Origin of the sequence: Dactylosporangium sp. McL0621 (assembly GCF_049995355.1) — a bacterium.
Taxonomy (GTDB): domain Bacteria; phylum Actinomycetota; class Actinomycetes; order Mycobacteriales; family Micromonosporaceae; genus Dactylosporangium.
The window spans coordinates 5772844-5789223 of the sequence record NZ_CP188259.1 but is presented as its reverse complement, the minus strand read 5'-3'; the positions used below and the strand labels follow the sequence as shown (position 1 = coordinate 5789223).

The window sequence follows — 16380 nt, the reverse complement described above, 5'->3', positions numbered from 1 at the left end:
CCTATTTCTTGGGTGCCGGACGGCCGGCGGGGCCGCCGCGGATGTAGTCGGCGTGGAACGCCTCGCGCTCCTGGGGCGTCATCTGGTTGAGCAGCACGTTGGGGCTGAGCACCTCGGGCATGCGGCGCAGGTGGTCCAGCGTCCACATCTTCCTGGGGTCCAGGTCCAGGTGCGGCTGGGCGACGAGCGTCCTGCCGTCGTCGCGGACGAAGCCCATGTCGCTGACGACATCGGCCCAGTTCCAGCCGTGGTACAGCGTCTCCCACTCGCGGGCGCCGATGAGCTGGCCCATGTTCGGGGTGTTGCGGCCCTGGTACACCGGCCGGAACGCCTCGACGTCGGTCCACCGGCACGCCTCGTGGCAGTAGGTGCGCCACTGGCCGTCGACCTCGGCCATAACCATGTCCTCGCGCACGAGGCACGGCACCATGCAGGTCCAGCAGCGGTGCGGGTACTGGTAGTCGACGTCCTCGGCCACGATCGGGTGGTGGCCGTTGGGCCGCGACAGGCGGTTGTACTGCTCCCACCACTTGCCGTACCGGTTGTACCAGCCGGGGTACTTGTGCTCGAACCACTCGAAGTCGGCGTCGGTCATCGGGTCGATCCGCCAGTAGTTGGCCAGCCAGCCGGTGGCGAAGAACTGCGCGACCTCGTGCACGTAGCCCTTGTTCCAGATCTGGTTCCAGGCCTCCTCGATGAGGTCGTGCGGGATGGTCAGGCCGTACTTCTCCAGCGGTACGAGGTAGCTGCGGTAGTAGTCGTCGTAGATCCAGCGCCGCCACATCTCGGCGTAGCTCTCGCGGTCCTTGCGGCGGTCCTTCGTGCCGTACTCGATGAAGGTCCCGATCGCCGCGTCGACCACGCGGTGGTTGTTCCACCACGCGTAGCGCAGGTCGCGCTCGAGCAGCTGGTGGTTGCTCTCGTCCGACAGCGCCATGAGCAGGGTCGCGTACCCGTTGCTGATGTGCCGCGACTCGTCGGACTGCACCGAGTGGAACACCGTCGGCAGCAGGTAGTCGCCGTTGGCGGCGGCCTCGGCCGGCATCGCCACGAACAGCGTGTTGGTGAACGCGGTCTCGGCCACGATCGTCAGGTAGATGCTGGCCGCGGTGATCGCGTCGCCGGTGATGAACCCCTCGGCGAACTGCCGGCCGATGGTGCCGCAGTAGTCGTTCTGGAAGTTGCGCAGGCTGCTGTTGAAGCCGGCCGGGTCGATGTAGTTGTTCATGTACAGGCGCTTGAGGTTCTGCTGGATCGTCGAGTGCCGGACCTCGTCGATCATCTGGATCGCCTGGCCGTTGTGCAGCTCCGGGTTGGGCACGGTGCGGAACAGCAGCGGCATCGCCCGCGCCGCGGAGATCTCCGGCAGCGGGATGATGCTCAGGAACAGCTTCTGCCACTCCAGCCAGCGCTCCTGGACCTGGCGGAACATGTTGCCGCGGATCGCGCCGTCGGAGGCGCCGTACACCCGGTTGTCCTTCTCCTCCTGCATCGGGAAGTACGAGCGCAGGACCTGTTTGAGCGGGTCCTTCTTCTGCGCCTTGCGGAACGTGTAGTCGGTGCCGTACTGCGACACCGGCTCGTGGTACATCGGCTCCCAGGAGAGCTCCTGGATCTTCTGGTGGGCCCTGGCCACACTCTGCCGACTCATCCTCACTCCTTCACCGGTACGTGTCGTGACAGGAATGACACCGCACGTATCCGCGTGCGGCTGTCTCAACTTGAAGCAGGGGGCTGCTCGAAGAAGGCCGCCCGGATCTCGGCCAGGTGGACCTTGACGCCCGCGGCGACCTGGCGGTCCCCCTCCGCGGCCGGCGTGATGCCCAGCGCCTCCAGCAGCCGCGCGGCCGGCTCCCCCGGGTCGCGGCCGCCGAGCACCGGGTGCAGGCCCTGCGCGGCGAGATGGTGGAACACGACGTTGACGACGCTCCACGGGTTGTACGTCTCGGCGTCCATGGGGGCATCACACGGCGTGCCAGATGCACGTGCGGTCTCAACATGAGACACGTCCGGGGTCACCTGCGCGTAGTTTGTAGTGAGCACCGGGCGTCGAAGGCCGTCGACGGGTCCGGGAAGGGGGCGCAGTGTCGCGCACACCGAAACAACCCCCGTCAACGGCCTCCGTCTCGGCGGACGCCGACGGGCTCGCCGTGACCCGCGAACGGTTCCTGTCCGCCGAGAAGATCGAGCCGGCCCAGGTCCGCGACACGATCCTGGCCTCGTGGTGGCGTTCGCGGCACTGGAACGTCGCCGCCGACCGGATCGAGCTGACCTACCTGCGCGACCCCGACCTGGACACGCCGCTGACGCACAGCGCGCTGCCGGTGCTGCGCCACCTGCGGGAGAACCTCGACGGCCAGCCGATCAGCATCATCCTCACCGACCCGGCGGGCGTGGTGCTGAGCCGGATGACCGCCGACCGCGACCTCACCGCGCACCTGGACCGGGTCAACCTCGCGCCCGGCTTCAGCTACGCCGAGCAGTTCGTGGGCACCAACGGCATCGGCACGGCGCTGGAGGGCGGGCGGCCGATGCACGTGTTCGGCCACGAGCACTACGCCGAGCACCTCGAGGACCTGGCCTGCGCGGCCGTGCCGATCCACCATCCGATCTCCGGCAAGACCGTCGGCGCCATCGACCTCACGTGCTGGCGGCGCGACGCCGGGCCGCTGCTGCTGGCCCTGGCCAAGAACGCCGCGGGGCAGATCCAGCAGGCGCTGCTCGCCGACAGCGGGGTGCGGGAGCTGGAACTGCTGCAGGAGTACCTGCGCACCTGCCGCCGCACCGCCGGGATCGTGTTCGCGCTGAACAACGACGTGGTGATGATGAACGACCAGGCCCGGCAGGTGCTGGACCCGGCCGAGCAGGCCGTCCTGCTGGGGCAGGCCTCGCAGACCCTCGCCGGCCCGCGCCCGTCGTCCGCGGTCGACGTGCAGCTGCCCAGCGGCCTCACCGCGCGGCTGCACTGCCGGCCGGTGCCCGCCGACGGCCGGCGCAACGGCGGCGTCGTGCACGTCAAGCTCTCCCCGAACGCCCGCCCGGCGCTCGAGTCCGCCCCGGCCCACGGGCGGGTCTCGGCACTGGCCGGCACCGGCCTGGTCGGGTCGGGCGTGCTCTGGCTGCACGGCGTCCGCCGGGTCGAGGAGGCCTTCGCGGCCGGCGAGTGGGTGGTGGTCGAGGGCGAGCCGGGCGTCGGCAAGCTGGCCGTGATCCGCGCCGTGCACGACCGGCACGACCCGGGCGGGCACTTCAAGGTGCTCGACGCCGCCGGCACCGGCGACCCGGCGTGGGCCGCCGCCGCCCGCCGCGAGATCGTCACCGGCTCCGGGACCGTGGTCGTGCGCCATCTCGACCGGCTCGGCCCCGGGCGGGTCCAGGCGCTCGCGGCGGCGCTGCTCGCGCTGCGCAGCTCCGAGCGCCGCGACCGGTGCCGGGTCGCGGCGACCATGAGCACCGGGGCCGGCCCGGCCGACCTGCTGCGGTTCTTCCCCACCACGGTGGAGATCCCGCCGCTGCGCCACCACAGCGAGGACGTGCAGGAGCTGGTGCCGCAGTTCCTGGGGCGGCTGGTACCCGACGGGCGCCTGGTGTGCTCGCCGGAGGCGATGCAGGTGCTGGTGCGGGCCAGCTGGCCGGGCAACGTCGAGCAGCTGTGGCAGGCGCTGCGGCGCACCGTGCAGCGGCGGCGCACCGGCTCGATCCAGCCGCAGGACCTGCCGCCCGAGGCCCGCACGGTGAGCCGCCGGCTGCTGAGCACCCTGGAGTCGATCGAGCGCGACGCGATCGTGCAGAGCCTGATCGACAACGACGGCAACAAGGTCAAGGCCGCGGACAGCCTGGGCATGTCCCGCGCGACGATCTACCGGAAGATCCACGAGTACGGGATCGTCACGGCCTGACGCTCCGGCACCGCGCGCGGGTGACGCTCACGTTGCACTTCCGCAGCGGCACCCTGGTCACCTACCACGTCACGAAGTCAGGGACGTCCGTGACCGGGACCGTGACCGGCTGAGCCAGAACGCGGTCACCGCCCCGGCGAACACGATCGCGCACGTGAAGGTGTTCAGGCGCAGCCCGAGCACGTGGTTGGCGGTGTCGACGCGCAGCAGCTCGACACCGGCCCGCCCGACCGTGTACGCGGCCACGCACAGCGCGAACACCTGCCCGCGCACGAGGCCGAAGCGCCGCTGGGCCCAGACGACGAGCACGGCGACGCCGAGGCACCACAGCGCCTCGTAGAGGAAGACCGGGTGGTACAGCGCGATGTCCGGCGTCGCCGCCGGCCGGTGCTGCGGATCGATCCGCAGCGCCCACGGCAGCGACGTCGGCCGCCCGTACAGCTCCTGGTTGAAGTAGTTCCCGAGCCGCCCGACCGCCTCGGCGACGGCCACCCCGGGCGCCGCGGCGTCGGCGAAGGACGGCAGCGAGATCCCGAGGCGGCGGCAGCCGATCCACGCGCCGAGCGCCCCGAGCGCGATAGCGCCCCAGATGCCGAGCCCGCCGTCCCAGATGTACAGCGCACGCACGGGGTCGCGGCCGCGCGCGAAGTACAGCTCGGGGTCGGTCAGCACGTGATAGATGCGCCCGCCGGCGATGCCGAACGGCACCGCCCAGATCGCCACGTCGACGACGTCGTCGCGCCGCCCGCCCGCGGCCGCCCACCGCCGCTGCGTCATCACGACGGCGACGATGATCCCGGCGATGATGCACAGCGCGTAGGCCCGTATGGGCAGCGGCCCGAGGTGCCACACGCCACGGGCCGGGCTGGGAATGGCGGCAAGCAACGCCGGGGCATTCATCGAGCTACTGTCGCACAGCCCGGGCGGTGGCGCGGTCCCCCGCCGGGCGCCCGGTCAGGCGCGGGCGGTGACCAGCCACAGGCCGGCCGGTAGGCGGTGGCCCGGGCCCGGCCCCCGGTACCGGGCGAGGAGCCGGGCCGCTGCGTCCCGGGCCGCGGCCCGGGCCTCCGCCGGCGCGGCCCGGTACGCGGCGCCGGCCGGCCCGAGCTCGATCAGCCACTCCGCCACCGTCCCCGGCTCGTCCGGCGGCTCCAGCACCACGTCGACCGGCTCGACCTCGATGCCGTCGAAGCCCGCCGCCGTGAGGATGCGCCGCACGCGGGCCGGGTCGGCCCAGGCGAACGGGCCCGGCTCGTCGCCCACCGGCAGCGGCGGCAGCGCGCCGACGTGCGGGGCGGCGCCGAGCAGCGCCGCCGGCAGCCACGGGTTCGCGGCCATGTCGCGGAAGACCATCGCGGCCAGCGGGGCGCCGGGGCGCAGGGAGCGGCGGATCGCCGTGCAGCCCGCGACCGGGTCGGCGAGGAGCATCAGCGCGTTGCGGGAGTACGCCGCGTCGAAGGGGGCGCCCGGGATCTCGTCGAGGGTCTCCACGTCGGCGCAGACGAACTCCAGGTGCGGGAAGCGGCGGCGGGCGGCAGCGATCATCTCCGGGGAGACGTCGACGCCGACCGCCGCCAGCTCGGCCGTCGTGCCGCCGCACCCGCACCCCACGTCGACCACCCGGCCGGGCGCGGGCCCGAGCCGTTCGATCGCCGCCGCGCCCAGCGGTCGCCCGACGGTGTCGGTGCGATCGGCGTGGCGGACCCAGCCGGGCGCGGCCTGCGCCCAGAAGGCGGTCATCAGAACGGCATCTCGTCGCCGTCGACCGTCATGACCCGGAACCCGGCGGCCAGCGCGGGGTCGAACCCGTCCTCCTGGGCGGCGAGGCCGGCCGCGCGGACCAGCCGCTCGGACTGGAACCGGCGGAACGAGCCCTCGTCCTGCCAGACGTTGACGATCCGCCACCCGCCGTCGACCGGGCCGGCGACGTGGGCGAGCAGGCCCGGCGGCCGGTCGGGGCCGAGGTTGCGCTCGACCATCCGGTAGTCCGCCTCGCGTACCCCGGGCATGTCCTGCACGACACCGAACGGCATCGCCACCACCTCCGTTTAGTAGAGTGACACTCTATCCAATAGAGCACTACACTCCAGCCGTGGTTGTCAAGCGGCGGTACGAGTCGGCCCGGCGACAGGAGCAGGCAAGACAGACCCGGCGCGCGATCCTGGCCGCGGCCGCGAAGCTGTTCGTCGAGCCCGGGTACGCGGCCACCCCGCTCACCGCGGTCGCCGCCGAGGCCGGGGTCGCGGTCCAGACCGTGTACGCGGTGTTCGGCAGCAAGCGGCAGCTGCTCTCCCAGCTGGTCGACGTCACCATCGCGGGCGACGACGAGCCGGTGGCGCTGCCGGACCGGGCGTTCGTCGCCGAGATCGCGGCGCTGCCGGACCCGCGGGCCAAGCTGGCCCGCTACGCCCGGCACCTGTCCGCGACGAACGCCCGCCTCGCCGACGTGATCATCGCGCTGGCCGGGGCCGCGAGCGCCGACCCGGACGCCGCGGAGATCTGGCGCAAGAACGCGGACGAGCGCCGCCACGGGATGGGCCTGTTCGCCGCCGAGCTCGCCGCGACCGGGGAGCTGCGGCCCGACCACGACGTGGAGTCGGCGGCCGACGTGCTGTGGCTCGCCATGGACATCCGCAACTACGACTGGCTGGTGCGCCGGCGGGGGTGGAGCCCGCAGCGGTACGAGCGCTGGTACGTCGACACCGTCGCCGCCGCGATCCTCAGGCCTTAGCCCGGCCGAGGCCGCCCGCACGGCCCAGCGCGATCGCCTCCTCGCGCGTGGCCACGCCGAGCTTGGCGAGCATGTCGGAGACGCGGTTGCGGATGGTCTTGGGGGCCAGGAAGAGCCGGGCCGCGACCTGGCCCGTCGGCAGGCCCTGGGCCAGCAGCTCGAGGATCTCCAGGTCGCGGGAGTCCAGCGCGGCGAGGACGGCCGGGGGCGGGGCGGCCGCCGCGGCCGCGATGACCGCCGCCTGGGTGCCGCGGCCGAGCACGAGGGTGCCACGGGCCGCGGAGTGGATGGCGGCGAGGACGTCGTCGGGGTCGGAGTCCTTCAGCAGGTACCCGTCCAGGCCCGACCCCAGGCTGCGGATCACCGACTGGTCGTCGGCGTGCATGGTGAACAGCACCGCGCGCAGGCCCGGCCACCGCCGCTTGAGCTGCGCGCCCAGCGTGATGCCGTCGCCGTCGGGCAGGCGGAGGTCGAGCAGGGCGATGTCGGGGCGGGCGGTCACCGCGAGCGCGTCGGCCGCGCTGCGCACAGCCGCGACCAGCTCCAGGCCGCCGTCGGACTCGATCAGCGCGGCCAGGCCGGCGAGCACGATCGGGTGGTCGTCCACCACCAGCACGCCCGTCATGCCGGCAGCTCCAGCCGCAGGCGCGTGCCGTCCGGGCCGGCCGCGACGTCCAGGGTCCCGCCGAGCTCCTCGGCGCGGCGCCGCAGCGAGGAGAGGCCGACGCCGGGGTTGATCGGGCCGCCGGCGCCGTCGTCGTGTACCTCCACCAGCACCGGCCCGCCGGGGGTCGCGCGCACGGCGACGGCGACCCGGGCCGCGCGGGCGTGGCGCAGCGCGTTGGTCAGGCCCTCGGCCACGGTGCGGTAGACCGCGACGGTGACGGGGGCCGCGAGGGGCGTCTCGAGGCGGTCGTCCAGCGTGACGGACGGGCCCTGGCCGGTGAAGGTACCGACGAGGCGGGCCAGGGCCGTGGACAGGTCGGTGTCGTCCAGCACCGACGGGGTCAGCCCGGACACGACCCGGCGCAGGTCGCCGCGGCAGCCGGCCAGATCGGCGGCGAGCTCCTCCAGCAGCGGGGTCGGGCTCCGGCGCAGCTCGGCCCGCACCCGCAGGCTCATGCCGGCGAGCACCGGGCCGATGCCGTCGTGCAGGTCGCCGAGGATCCGGGCGCGCTCGGCGTCGCGGTGGCGGGCGACGTCGCGGCGGGCGTGGTCGGCCTCGACGGCGAGGCTGACCGCCCGGGCCATCAGCGCGACCGTCGGCAGCAGCTGGCGCACGACGCGCTCCTGCCACGGCTCGGGGCCCTCGGGGTGGCGGGGCTCGAGGAACACCGTGCCGGCGCGGGTGCCGGCGACGATCAGCGGGTACAACACCCAATGCCCCGGCGGCTCGGGCGCGTCGGGGCCGATGACGATCTCGACCCGCCGGTGCCCGCTCGCCGCGGCGATCATCGCGGCGGCCTTGCTCAGCAGCGCCCGGACGTCGGCCTCCGCGTGCAGGTCGGCGGTGATCTGCTCGACGTCGGCGGCGGTGAGGGTGCCGCGGCCGTACCGTCGCGACAGCAACGCCCGCCGCAGCCACAGCGCGGCGGGCAGGACGAGGGCGGCCGCCACGACGGCCGCGAACACCCCGGACACGTCCGCGCCGGGCAGCCCCGCCCGCTGCCCGACGGCGCGCACGGCGGTCCCGGCGCCGGCCCCGGCCAGCAACGTGAGCACCGCGACCGCGGCGTCGAGCACCGGCTCGTCGACGGGCCGCAGCTCGCGCACGGTCGCCAGGCGGAACACGACCCCGGCCATGGCCGCCGCGCCCAGCGCCTCGACCGTCGCCGCCACCCGGGGCCCGCCCCCGGCCGCGGCGAGCAGCGCCGCCGTGACGAACCCGGCCGACCACACGACGAGCCACACCAGCCGGCGGCGCGACATCCGGTCGGCGGGCCGGTCCAGGCCCCAGGCGATGACCGCGAACGCCGCCACGACCGGGGCGACGCCGAGCCCCGTCCAGCCGTGCTCGACCCGCGCCCACCGCGACGGGTCGCCGCCGCTCGCGAGGGCGACCGCGACGACGACGGCCGGCAGGACGGCCAGGGCGGCGCACGACCAGCCGAGCCGCGAGCGGGGGTCGCGGTCGAGCAGCAGCGCGCCGACGATCCCGAACGCCGGCCAGCCGAAGCCGAACAGCGCACCGGTCGGCATCACCGCGCCGTCGAACCCGGGAATGCCCGGCGCCACGCCCACGGCGGTCGCCGCGCCCGCCACCACGACGGCGCGCGACAGCCCGCGGGGGATCGACGCCGGAACGGTCACGGGTTCATAGTGCTACAGCGGGGGCGCGGCGCCACAGACCGGCGGGACACGCCGGGACGGCGCGGGACACGGCGGGCCTGGCCCGCGGGACGGCCCGGCCCGCACGGTGGGTGCACACCGACCCGCTCCCCCAGAGAGGCAACCGACATGTCCGCTCTCAGCACCGACCGGCCCGCGTCCACGACCCGCGGCCTGCCCGCCCCGCTGCTCGTCGGCGGCGCGTTCGCCCTGTCGACCGTGGCCAACATCGCCTTCCAGCTCGGCGACATCCTGTTCACCGACAAGGACCCGCACCGGCCCGAGGGCCCGATCGCGAGCATCGTGAGCATCGCCGTGGTCGGCGTGGCCGCGCTGGCGATCGCCCTCGCGGCCGGCCTCCCGCTGGCGCCGCACCCGGCCCGGGCCCGCGTCGGGGCGATCGTGCTCGGCGCCCTGTCCCTGGTGACCGTGCCGCTGTTCTGGTCCGGGGCACCCGCGGTCCTGGGCGCGGCGGCGGCCTGGCTCGCGGGCCTCGCGCGGGGCGGCCACCCGCAGCCGGGCGCGGCGCGCGCCTTCGGCATCATCGGCTTCGTGGTGGCGATCCTGGGCGTCGTGGCCGTCTTCGCGGGCGGGATCAGCGGCCTGATCGGCTGAGCGCGCGGCGTTCAGGCGTCCTCGTCCGGGGCCGGCGCCACCACGCGGTCCCAGTCGACCGTGACCCGGCGCCCGGTGATGCGGACCGGCAGCGTCGCCCCCGGCTCCGGCCACCTGTCCACCGCCACCACCTCCTCGACCCGGAACCGCGCCTGCCGCAGCCCGGGCGCGTCCACCACCAGCTCCATCTCCGCCGAGCCCTCCGGCCGATCGCCGGGGGGCTCGGACACCTCGGCCACGACGGCGACGCCGGCCATGTCCCACGGCGCCCGCCGGCCGGCCGGCATCGTCAGCGTGAGCACCGCCGCGCCCACCGAGGCGATGGCGAGCGCGGCCCCGAGCGTGACGACCCACGGGGCCCCGGACCCGCTGCCGAAGCTGAACAGCGCCAGCGCGACCAGCAGGCCGACGCCCGCCCCGGCCCGGGCCAGCAGCCGCCGGAAGTGGAACCCCTCGTCGCCGACCGCCCCGAGGAGCCGGGCGAGCGCGCCGGGCCCGGACCGGCCCAGCTCGTCGGCGCTCAGGTGCGACAGGCGCTCGGCGGCGACGGACAGCGCGCGGCTCGACGTGCCCAGCGCAAGGCTCGGGGCGCCGCGGCCCACGGCGGTGCGCGCCGCCCGCCACACCTGCGGCGTCAGCTCGAGACGGTCCGGCGACGTCATCGGCGCGCCGCCAGCACCAGGGCGAGCACCGTGGCGACGAGGGCGGCCGCGGCCTGGCCGTAGACGGCGAGGGACGCGAAGACGAGGCGCCGCCGGTTCGCCTCCAGCACCAGGAGCTTGGCGGCGTAGAGCGCGGCCAGCCCGTCCTCGGCCGAGTCGTCCACCGCCCAGGCCTTCAGCGCCCCGGCGCCGGGCCCGACCGCCAGCGCCGGCACCACCGCGCCGACGCCCGCGACCATGGCCAGCACGAGCGCGACGAGGAGCAGCACCGCGACGGCGCCGCCGTCGCCGGCCGCGGCGAGCACGACCGCGCCGACGAGGCCCGCCGCGAGCAGCAGCCCGGCCCGGCCGGCGAGCGCGGCGGACTGTTCCCGCACGTCGCCGAGCTGCCGGTCGACCTCGGCCAGCAGGTGATCGAGACGGGACGTCACGCGGTCCACCCACCTGTCGGAGCGGCTTGACACGGAATGCTGGTGCGCCTGTCGGTCAATCGGCACGATAACACTGTGGACACGGACGGTAAGCGCGACGGACGGCTCGCCGTCGTGCTCATCGACCGGTACGACCACCTGCCCGGGCTCGATCACAGCCGCCGCGAGGTCGCCGAGACGGCGGTACTGCTGGAGACGCTCGGGTTCGCCACCCAGGACCCGCCGGCCGGCCAGGGGCTGCTGGCCGACCTGCTCGACATGCTGCGCGGGTTCGAGCCGGCCGAGCGGCGGCTGCTGCTGTACTGGACGGGCCACGGCAAGGGCGAGCACGACGGGCGCCACTACCTGGCCGCCCGGGACAGCCCGAGCAGCGGGCTGGACAGCGTCAACGCGATCCCCATGGAGACGCTGGGCCGCCGGCTGGCGCGCACCGACGCGGAGCAGATCCTGGTCCTCGTCGACGCCTGCTACAGCGGCGGCGGCGCCGACGAGCTGGCCACCGCGTTCAAGGCGGCCGCCGACGCGCGGCGCAGCGTATCCGGCCGGCCCCGCGGCATCGCGGTCATCACCTCCGCCGAGCGCTACGACACGGCGCGGGAGAAGGTCTTCGCGGCCGCGATCCGCACGCTGCTCACCGACGGGCCGCCGGCCGGGCCGGAGCTGAACCTCTGGGGCCCGCACGACAAGTACATCGGCGCCGACGAGTTCGCCCGCGCCCTGAGCATGGTGATGGGCGACGGGTCCGCGCTACAGCGGCCGGACATCGCCACCCGCGGGCCGTTGGGCCGCTGGCTGCACAACCCGCACCACGAGCCGGACCTGCCGTCGCGGCCGCTGCTCGACCCGGGCTCGGAGGTGCTGCGCGCGGCGGACGTGGCCGAGCACTTCCTGCCGAAGTTCCGCGGGATCGAGGTCGGCGAGCGCGGTTGGTACTTCACCGGCCGCGAACAGCAGCTGCGCGAGCTCGTCGACTGGCTGGGCACCGCGCCGCACGGCCTCGCGGTGGTCACCGGCGCGCCCGGCACCGGCAAGTCCGCGCTCCTGGGCCGGATCGCGCTGCTGTCGGTGCCGCGGTACCGGGAGGCGGCCGAGGCGGCCGGCGGCGCGACAGGCGTCGTCCCGCCCGTCGGCGCGATCGACATCGGGCTGCACGCCAAGAACAAGACGCTCCTCGAGTGCGCGGCCGAGATCGCGGCGGCCGCGGGGCTGCCGGCGTCGGGCTGGGCCACCGCCGAACAGTTCGTCGCCGCGGTCGGGCGCTCGGGGCGGCGCCTGACCATCCTCGTCGACGCGCTCGACGAGACCCAGCCCGACGACACGTACGCGATCGCCGCCGACCTCCTGCGCCCGCTGGCCCATCTCGACGGCGTGCGGGTGCTCGTCGGCACCCGGCCGGACCGCGCCGGGCTCGAGGCGGGCGCCGACGGGCCGCTGCTGCGTTCGCTCGCCGCCGAGCACACGGTGCGCCTGGCCGACACCGTCGACACGCGCAAGGACGTCGCCGCGTACGCCCGGCTGCGGTTGCGCGCGACTCCGGGCTCGCCGTACGCGGACCGGCCCGAGGCGGCGGAGGCGGCCGCCGAGGAGATCGGCCGCGCCGCCCAGGGCGTGTTCCTCATCGCCCGCCTGCTGGCCCGGGCGCTGGCCGGCCGCGCCGACGTGCTCGACCTGACCGGCACCGAGGCCCGCGAGCTGTTCAGCGGCGGCCTCGCCGACGTGTTCGCGGCCGACCTGCGCCGCTACGGCAGCGACATGCAGCGGGTCGTGGTGTTCCTGCGGGCGCTGGCCTGGGCCGAGGGCGCGGGCCTGCCGCGCCGGCAGGTCTGGCTCGCCGTGGCGGACGCGCTCGGGCCGGCCGGGTCCGCGTACACCGAGGACGACCTGAACTGGATCATGGCGCACGCCGGCGCCCACCTCATCGAGGCCGGCGAGGACGGGCAGACCGTCTACCGGCTGTACCACCAGTCCTACAACGACTACTTCCGCCGCGGCCGGGACCCGGCGCGGGTGCAGTCGCTGGTCGTCGACGGGCTGCTGGCGACGGTCCGCCAGGACGGCGTCCCCGCCTGGCCGATCGCCAACCCGTACGTGCTGCGCCACCTCGCCACCCACGCCGCGGCGGCCGGGCGGATCGAGGAGGTGATCCGCGACGCCGGCCTGCTGGTGTACGCCGACCCCGACCGCCTCGCCCGGGCGCTGGCCACGCTGGGCTCGGTCGCCAACCCCGCCGCCGAGCTCTACTGGCGCGCGCTGGACACGCTGCGCACGACCGAGCCGGACCACCGGGCGAAGCTGCTGCACAACGTGGCGCTGCACGAACAGCCGACGGGCCTGGCCGTGCTCGGCGGCCTGCTCGCCGGGGAGTTCCGGGCCCTCTGGTCGACCACGCCGACCGGGCCGCTGCTGCTGTCGCTGACCGGGCACACCGACGCCGTCCTGTCGGTGTCGTTCGGGACGGTCGGCGGGCGCACCCTGCTCGCCACGGCGAGCCTCGACCGCACTGTGCGCATCTGGGACGCCGCCACCAGCGAGCAGCTGCTCACGATCGGCGGGTTCGCCGAGACCCCGCGCACGGCCGCGTTCGTCGCGACCGGCGCGGGACCCTGCGTCGCCGTGCTCGAGGAGGGCGGCCGGGTCCGGCTCTGGGACCCCGTCTCCGGCGCCGCGCTGGAGGCCCAGGTGCCCGGCATGACCGGCTTCGACGAGCTCGCCGTGCACGGTCAGCTGCTCGCGGGATCCCGGGGCGAGACGATCGAGCTCTGGGACGTCGCGGCCGCGAGCCTGCGGATGACGCTGGACCGCGTGCCCGGCGGCCCCACGGACCTGCGCCGGCCGGCGTCGACGTTCGGGTTCGGCGAGCACCGCGACGGCGTCTACCTGGTCGACGGCGGGGGCGGCCGGGTCCGGGTGTGGGACACCGGCTCCGGCGCCGTGCTCACCGACCGGCTCGAGCACGACGACGGATGGGTGCGCAAGGCCGCCGGGGGCGTGGTCGGCGGGCGCGCCGTGATCGCCGGCAGCGGCAACGGCACGGCCCTGTGGGACCTGGCCAGCGGCCGCGAGGTGCTGCGGCTGCGCGGCCACCTGAGCTGCGTGGCGCTCGGCACCTCCCGCCAGCACGGCCCCGTGCTCGCCGGCGGCCAGGCCGTGTGGTCCTGGGCCAGCAACCGGGACCACAACCAGCTGGTGCTGTGGGACGCGCGCACCGGCGAGGAGCGGCTGCGGCTGCGCAGCCGCGGCCCGGCGCGCACCGTCGCGTTCGGCACGGTCAGCGACCGGAGCCTGCTGGCCTCGGTCTCGGACGAGAGCTCGGCGGTGAGCCTGTGGGACCTGAGCCTCGGCGCCGACGACCGGCCGGCCGCGACCGCGGTCACGGCGCTCGCCCTGCGCTCGACCGAGGCCGGCCCCCTGCTCGCCGCGAGCACCGACGACGGGGTGCGCATGTGGAACGCACGCACCGGCGAGCACCTGTTCCGCCTCGCCGGCGAGCCGTACCCGGGCCGGCCGCTGGCCTTCGGCCGCCTCCGCGAGCGCACCCTGCTCGCGACGGGCGAGAGCGACTCGGTGTACCTGTGGGACGCCCACACCGGCGCCGAGCTCGCCTCGCTGGCCGAGCCCGCGCCGTGGACCAGCGCGCTGGAGTTCGGGCGGCTCGGCGACCGGCGCGTGCTGGCGTCCGGCTCCGCCGACGGGCACGTCCGGCTCTGGGACGTCGCCACCCGGCGGGTCCGGCTGGCGCTACGCCTCGGCCGGCGGGCGGTGCCGGCGCACCGGGGCGCGGTGACGGCCGTGGCCTTCGGCCGCATCGGCGACGACACCGTGCTCGTGAGCTGTGCCGCCGACGCGGTGCACCTGTGGGACGCCCACACCGGCGAGCACCTGGCCGACCTCGGCCCCGGGTTCGCCGACGCCACCGGGGTGGCGACGGTCGACGCCGCCGGCGCGGCGATCCTCGTCGCCGGGTTCCGGGACGGGCGGGTCTGGATCGGGCCGGTCGATCCGCGGCGCGCGGGCGAGGGGCGCACGGTGCAGTCGCGCGAGCCGGGCCGGGCGGTCACCGCCGTCGCGGCCGGCGTCCACGAGCCCTGGCCGCTGGCCGCGACCGGCAACCTCGACGGCGAGGTCGTGCTGTACGACGCGACGAACGGCCAGTGGTACGCCCGGGTCGTCGGGCACTTCGACGAGGTCGCCGCGCTCACGGTCGGCTCCGACGGCGGCCGCACGCTGCTGGCCGTGGCCGACCAGGCCCGGGCGACCGTCTACGAGCTGCCCGACGCGACGGTGACGTAGTCGCCGACGGTCACCGGCGGCGTCTCCGCGACGGCCGTGACGTCCAGCCGCCAGATGCCCTCCGGGGCGGGGATCCGGCCGTGGTACCCGCCCGAGCCGTCGGCGTCGAGCCGGATCTCCGCGACGGTGTCCCGGCCGTACGGGTCGGGCCCCTCCGCGCCCGGCTCGCGCAGTACCGCGTGCAGGAGCAGGTCGGCCCGGTCGGCGCGCACGGCGACCGGCACCGGCCCGGACGCGACGACCTCGGGCACGTCCAGCCCGAGCTCGCACGGCGGCGCCAGGATGCCGCCGAGGTCCCGGGCCAGGATCTTGTCGGTCAGCGCGTCGAGGAGCGCGGCGGTGCCCGGCAGGCCGCCGTGCCGGGCCGCATGCAGCAGCGCGGGCGCGGTGTTCGGCCACTCCGGCGGCACCGCCGAGAACAGCGCGACCGTGCCGTCGCCGGCGTGGTCGACGCCGCCCTGCTCGTGCCGGTACCGGCGGACCGGCCCGAGCTCGACGCTCTGCACGGTGGCCTGGATCTTGCCCGCGAAGGCGTAGAGCTCGTAGGGCGGGGCGCCGTTGCCGGCGACGGCGGCGGCGATCTCGCGGTGGAACGCCAGGGCGTCGCGGACCATCGCCGGGTCGGCGCCGGGCACGCTCACGGTGTCGAGGCCGGCGGGCCCGTCGGCGGTGGACACGCACCGGTACGTCGGCAGCAGCTGGTACACCGCGGGCAGGCTGCGGGCCAGCTCGGTCAGGGGCTCGTCCCAGCCGAGGGCGCCCAGGCCGCCGAACGCGTCGCCGGTCAGCGCCGAGATGGCCTTCACCGCGCCGCGGTAGGGCGTGCCGAGCGTGACCACGCGCCAGGCGTGCTCGCGGCCGCCGAGCACCTCGAGGTGGTACCGGACCACCAGCCCGCCCATCGAGTGGCAGACGAACACGACCCGCGCACCGGCGTTGCCCGGCCGCGCGCGCCACTCGGCGAGCCAGCGCTCGACCCGGCGGCTCAGCAAACGGGCGGTGTGGCGGTTCGAAAGACGCCAGTCGTACCCGAACCCGCGCACGCCGCCGGGGTTGACGCTCTCGAGGTGGGCGAGCAGCCGGCCGTACCCGCCGCCGGCCCAGAACCCGGGCCACAGGTGCCAGCCGGTGATCGGTCCGCCGGCGCTCAGCCCGGCCGGGTCGTCGGGGGCGGCGTCGCCGATGCCGGCCGGCAGCCGGAGCGCGCCGACGGTGCGCCGCAGCCCGGTGAGCCCGCCGACGATCGCGCGGGGCGACAGGTTCCACACGTCACGACCGGCGGCGTCACGCAGGACGCTGCCGGTGATCCCGGGCACGACGACCAGGAGGTCAGCCATCGACATCAGCCTAACAGCCCTCGGGCCGCCATCACCGGACGGCGAGCAGGACCCGGTCCGACAGCACCTGCCAGACCGTGCCGACCT

At 75.5% G+C, this 16380-nt stretch carries 15 protein-coding genes; 5 read left to right on the top strand and 10 right to left on the bottom strand.

Features of this window, described 5'->3' with window-relative positions; translation table 11 throughout:
- Window position 1: 1 nt before the first annotated feature.
- Both ACPPVO_RS27330 and ACPPVO_RS27325 read right to left on the bottom strand, forming a co-directional pair.
- Complete coding sequence (locus tag ACPPVO_RS27330; protein ID WP_426514004.1) at window positions 2–1651, bottom strand: methane monooxygenase; 1650 nt, start codon at window positions 1649–1651, stop codon at window positions 2–4.
- Between the two features lie 65 nt (window positions 1652–1716).
- Complete coding sequence (locus ACPPVO_RS27325; RefSeq protein ID WP_360394461.1) at window positions 1717–1956, bottom strand: hypothetical protein; 240 nt, start codon at window positions 1954–1956, stop codon at window positions 1717–1719.
- Window positions 1957–2084: 128 nt separating this feature from the next.
- Here ACPPVO_RS27325 and ACPPVO_RS27320 point away from each other — a divergent pair, with 128 nt between their 5' ends.
- Window positions 2085–3899: a sigma-54-dependent Fis family transcriptional regulator gene (locus tag ACPPVO_RS27320; RefSeq protein ID WP_426514003.1), complete on the top strand. Its 1815-nt coding sequence runs from the start codon at window positions 2085–2087 to the stop codon at window positions 3897–3899.
- 20 nt (window positions 3900–3919) lie between these two features.
- Window positions 3920–4012 (top strand): hypothetical protein, encoded by a 93-nt coding sequence (locus tag ACPPVO_RS27315; protein WP_426514002.1) that lies wholly within the window; start codon window positions 3920–3922, stop codon window positions 4010–4012.
- Here ACPPVO_RS27315 and lgt read toward each other — a convergent pair.
- From lgt to ACPPVO_RS27300, 3 genes are read right to left on the bottom strand one after another with little or no spacing between them, the layout of a single operon-like run.
- Window positions 3969–4799, bottom strand: a complete 831-nt coding sequence (lgt, locus tag ACPPVO_RS27310) for a prolipoprotein diacylglyceryl transferase (RefSeq protein ID WP_426514001.1) — start codon at window positions 4797–4799, stop codon at window positions 3969–3971. The two genes, ACPPVO_RS27315 and lgt, sit on opposite strands and share 44 nt — an antisense overlap.
- 54 nt (window positions 4800–4853) lie before the next feature.
- On the bottom strand, window positions 4854–5639 hold the full coding sequence (locus ACPPVO_RS27305) for a class I SAM-dependent methyltransferase (protein ID WP_426514000.1): 786 nt from the start codon (window positions 5637–5639) through the stop codon (window positions 4854–4856).
- On the bottom strand, window positions 5639–5932 hold the full coding sequence (locus ACPPVO_RS27300) for a hypothetical protein (protein ID WP_426513999.1): 294 nt from the start codon (window positions 5930–5932) through the stop codon (window positions 5639–5641). The genes ACPPVO_RS27305 and ACPPVO_RS27300 overlap by 1 nt, the downstream gene beginning before the upstream one ends.
- A 59-nt stretch (window positions 5933–5991) precedes the next feature.
- Between ACPPVO_RS27300 and ACPPVO_RS27295 the strand changes: the two genes are divergently transcribed.
- Entirely contained in the window at window positions 5992–6630 is a 639-nt protein-coding gene (locus tag ACPPVO_RS27295; RefSeq protein ID WP_426513998.1) for a TetR/AcrR family transcriptional regulator, read from the top strand.
- Here the strand turns inward: ACPPVO_RS27295 and ACPPVO_RS27290 are convergent.
- Window positions 6620–7255, bottom strand: a complete 636-nt coding sequence (locus tag ACPPVO_RS27290) for a response regulator (protein WP_426513997.1) — start codon at window positions 7253–7255, stop codon at window positions 6620–6622. The two genes, ACPPVO_RS27295 and ACPPVO_RS27290, sit on opposite strands and share 11 nt — an antisense overlap.
- A complete protein-coding gene (locus ACPPVO_RS27285) occupies window positions 7252–8940 on the bottom strand; it encodes a sensor histidine kinase (RefSeq protein ID WP_426513996.1) in 1689 nt (562 codons plus the stop codon). Before ACPPVO_RS27285 ends, ACPPVO_RS27290 begins: the two co-directional genes overlap by 4 nt.
- Before the next feature lie 147 nt (window positions 8941–9087).
- Here ACPPVO_RS27285 and ACPPVO_RS27280 point away from each other — a divergent pair, with 147 nt between their 5' ends.
- On the top strand, window positions 9088–9573 hold the full coding sequence (locus ACPPVO_RS27280; protein ID WP_426513995.1) for a hypothetical protein: 486 nt from the start codon (window positions 9088–9090) through the stop codon (window positions 9571–9573).
- Window positions 9574–9584: 11 nt separating this feature from the next.
- Here the strand turns inward: ACPPVO_RS27280 and ACPPVO_RS27275 are convergent, their stop codons facing one another.
- Complete coding sequence (locus ACPPVO_RS27275) at window positions 9585–10235, bottom strand: hypothetical protein (RefSeq protein ID WP_426513994.1); 651 nt, start codon at window positions 10233–10235, stop codon at window positions 9585–9587.
- A complete protein-coding gene (locus ACPPVO_RS27270; protein WP_426513993.1) occupies window positions 10232–10666 on the bottom strand; it encodes a hypothetical protein in 435 nt (144 codons plus the stop codon). Before ACPPVO_RS27270 ends, ACPPVO_RS27275 begins: the two co-directional genes overlap by 4 nt.
- A 75-nt stretch (window positions 10667–10741) precedes the next feature.
- Here ACPPVO_RS27270 and ACPPVO_RS27265 point away from each other — a divergent pair, with 75 nt between their 5' ends.
- Window positions 10742–14956 carry a hypothetical protein gene (locus ACPPVO_RS27265; RefSeq protein ID WP_426513992.1) on the top strand — a complete coding sequence of 1405 codons (4215 nt, stop codon included), beginning with the start codon at window positions 10742–10744 and terminating at the stop codon, window positions 14954–14956.
- On the opposite strand, the gene ACPPVO_RS27260 is transcribed toward ACPPVO_RS27265, so the two are convergent.
- Complete coding sequence (locus ACPPVO_RS27260; RefSeq protein ID WP_426513991.1) at window positions 14926–16293, bottom strand: esterase/lipase family protein; 1368 nt, start codon at window positions 16291–16293, stop codon at window positions 14926–14928. The genes ACPPVO_RS27265 and ACPPVO_RS27260 overlap by 31 nt on opposite strands.
- Between the last annotated feature and the right edge of the window lie 87 nt (window positions 16294–16380).

Excerpts from the sequence above, each read along its gene's own strand:
- ACPPVO_RS27325 (WP_360394461.1), bottom strand. The coding sequence starts at position 1,956 with ATGGACGCCGAGACGTACAACCCGTGGAGCGTCGTCAACGTCGTGTTC.
- ACPPVO_RS27300 (WP_426513999.1), bottom strand. The coding sequence starts at position 5,932 with ATGCCGTTCGGTGTCGTGCAGGACATGCCCGGGGTACGCGAGGCGGAC.
- ACPPVO_RS27330 (WP_426514004.1), bottom strand. The coding sequence starts at position 1,651 with ATGAGTCGGCAGAGTGTGGCCAGGGCCCACCAGAAGATCCAGGAGCTC.
- ACPPVO_RS27290 (WP_426513997.1), bottom strand. The coding sequence starts at position 7,255 with ATGACGGGCGTGCTGGTGGTGGACGACCACCCGATCGTGCTCGCCGGC.
- ACPPVO_RS27280 (WP_426513995.1), top strand. The coding sequence starts at position 9,088 with ATGTCCGCTCTCAGCACCGACCGGCCCGCGTCCACGACCCGCGGCCTG.
- ACPPVO_RS27305 (WP_426514000.1), bottom strand. The coding sequence starts at position 5,639 with ATGACCGCCTTCTGGGCGCAGGCCGCGCCCGGCTGGGTCCGCCACGCC.
- ACPPVO_RS27260 (WP_426513991.1), bottom strand. The coding sequence starts at position 16,293 with ATGGCTGACCTCCTGGTCGTCGTGCCCGGGATCACCGGCAGCGTCCTG.
- lgt (WP_426514001.1), bottom strand. The coding sequence starts at position 4,799 with ATGAATGCCCCGGCGTTGCTTGCCGCCATTCCCAGCCCGGCCCGTGGC.
- ACPPVO_RS27275 (WP_426513994.1), bottom strand. The coding sequence starts at position 10,235 with ATGACGTCGCCGGACCGTCTCGAGCTGACGCCGCAGGTGTGGCGGGCG.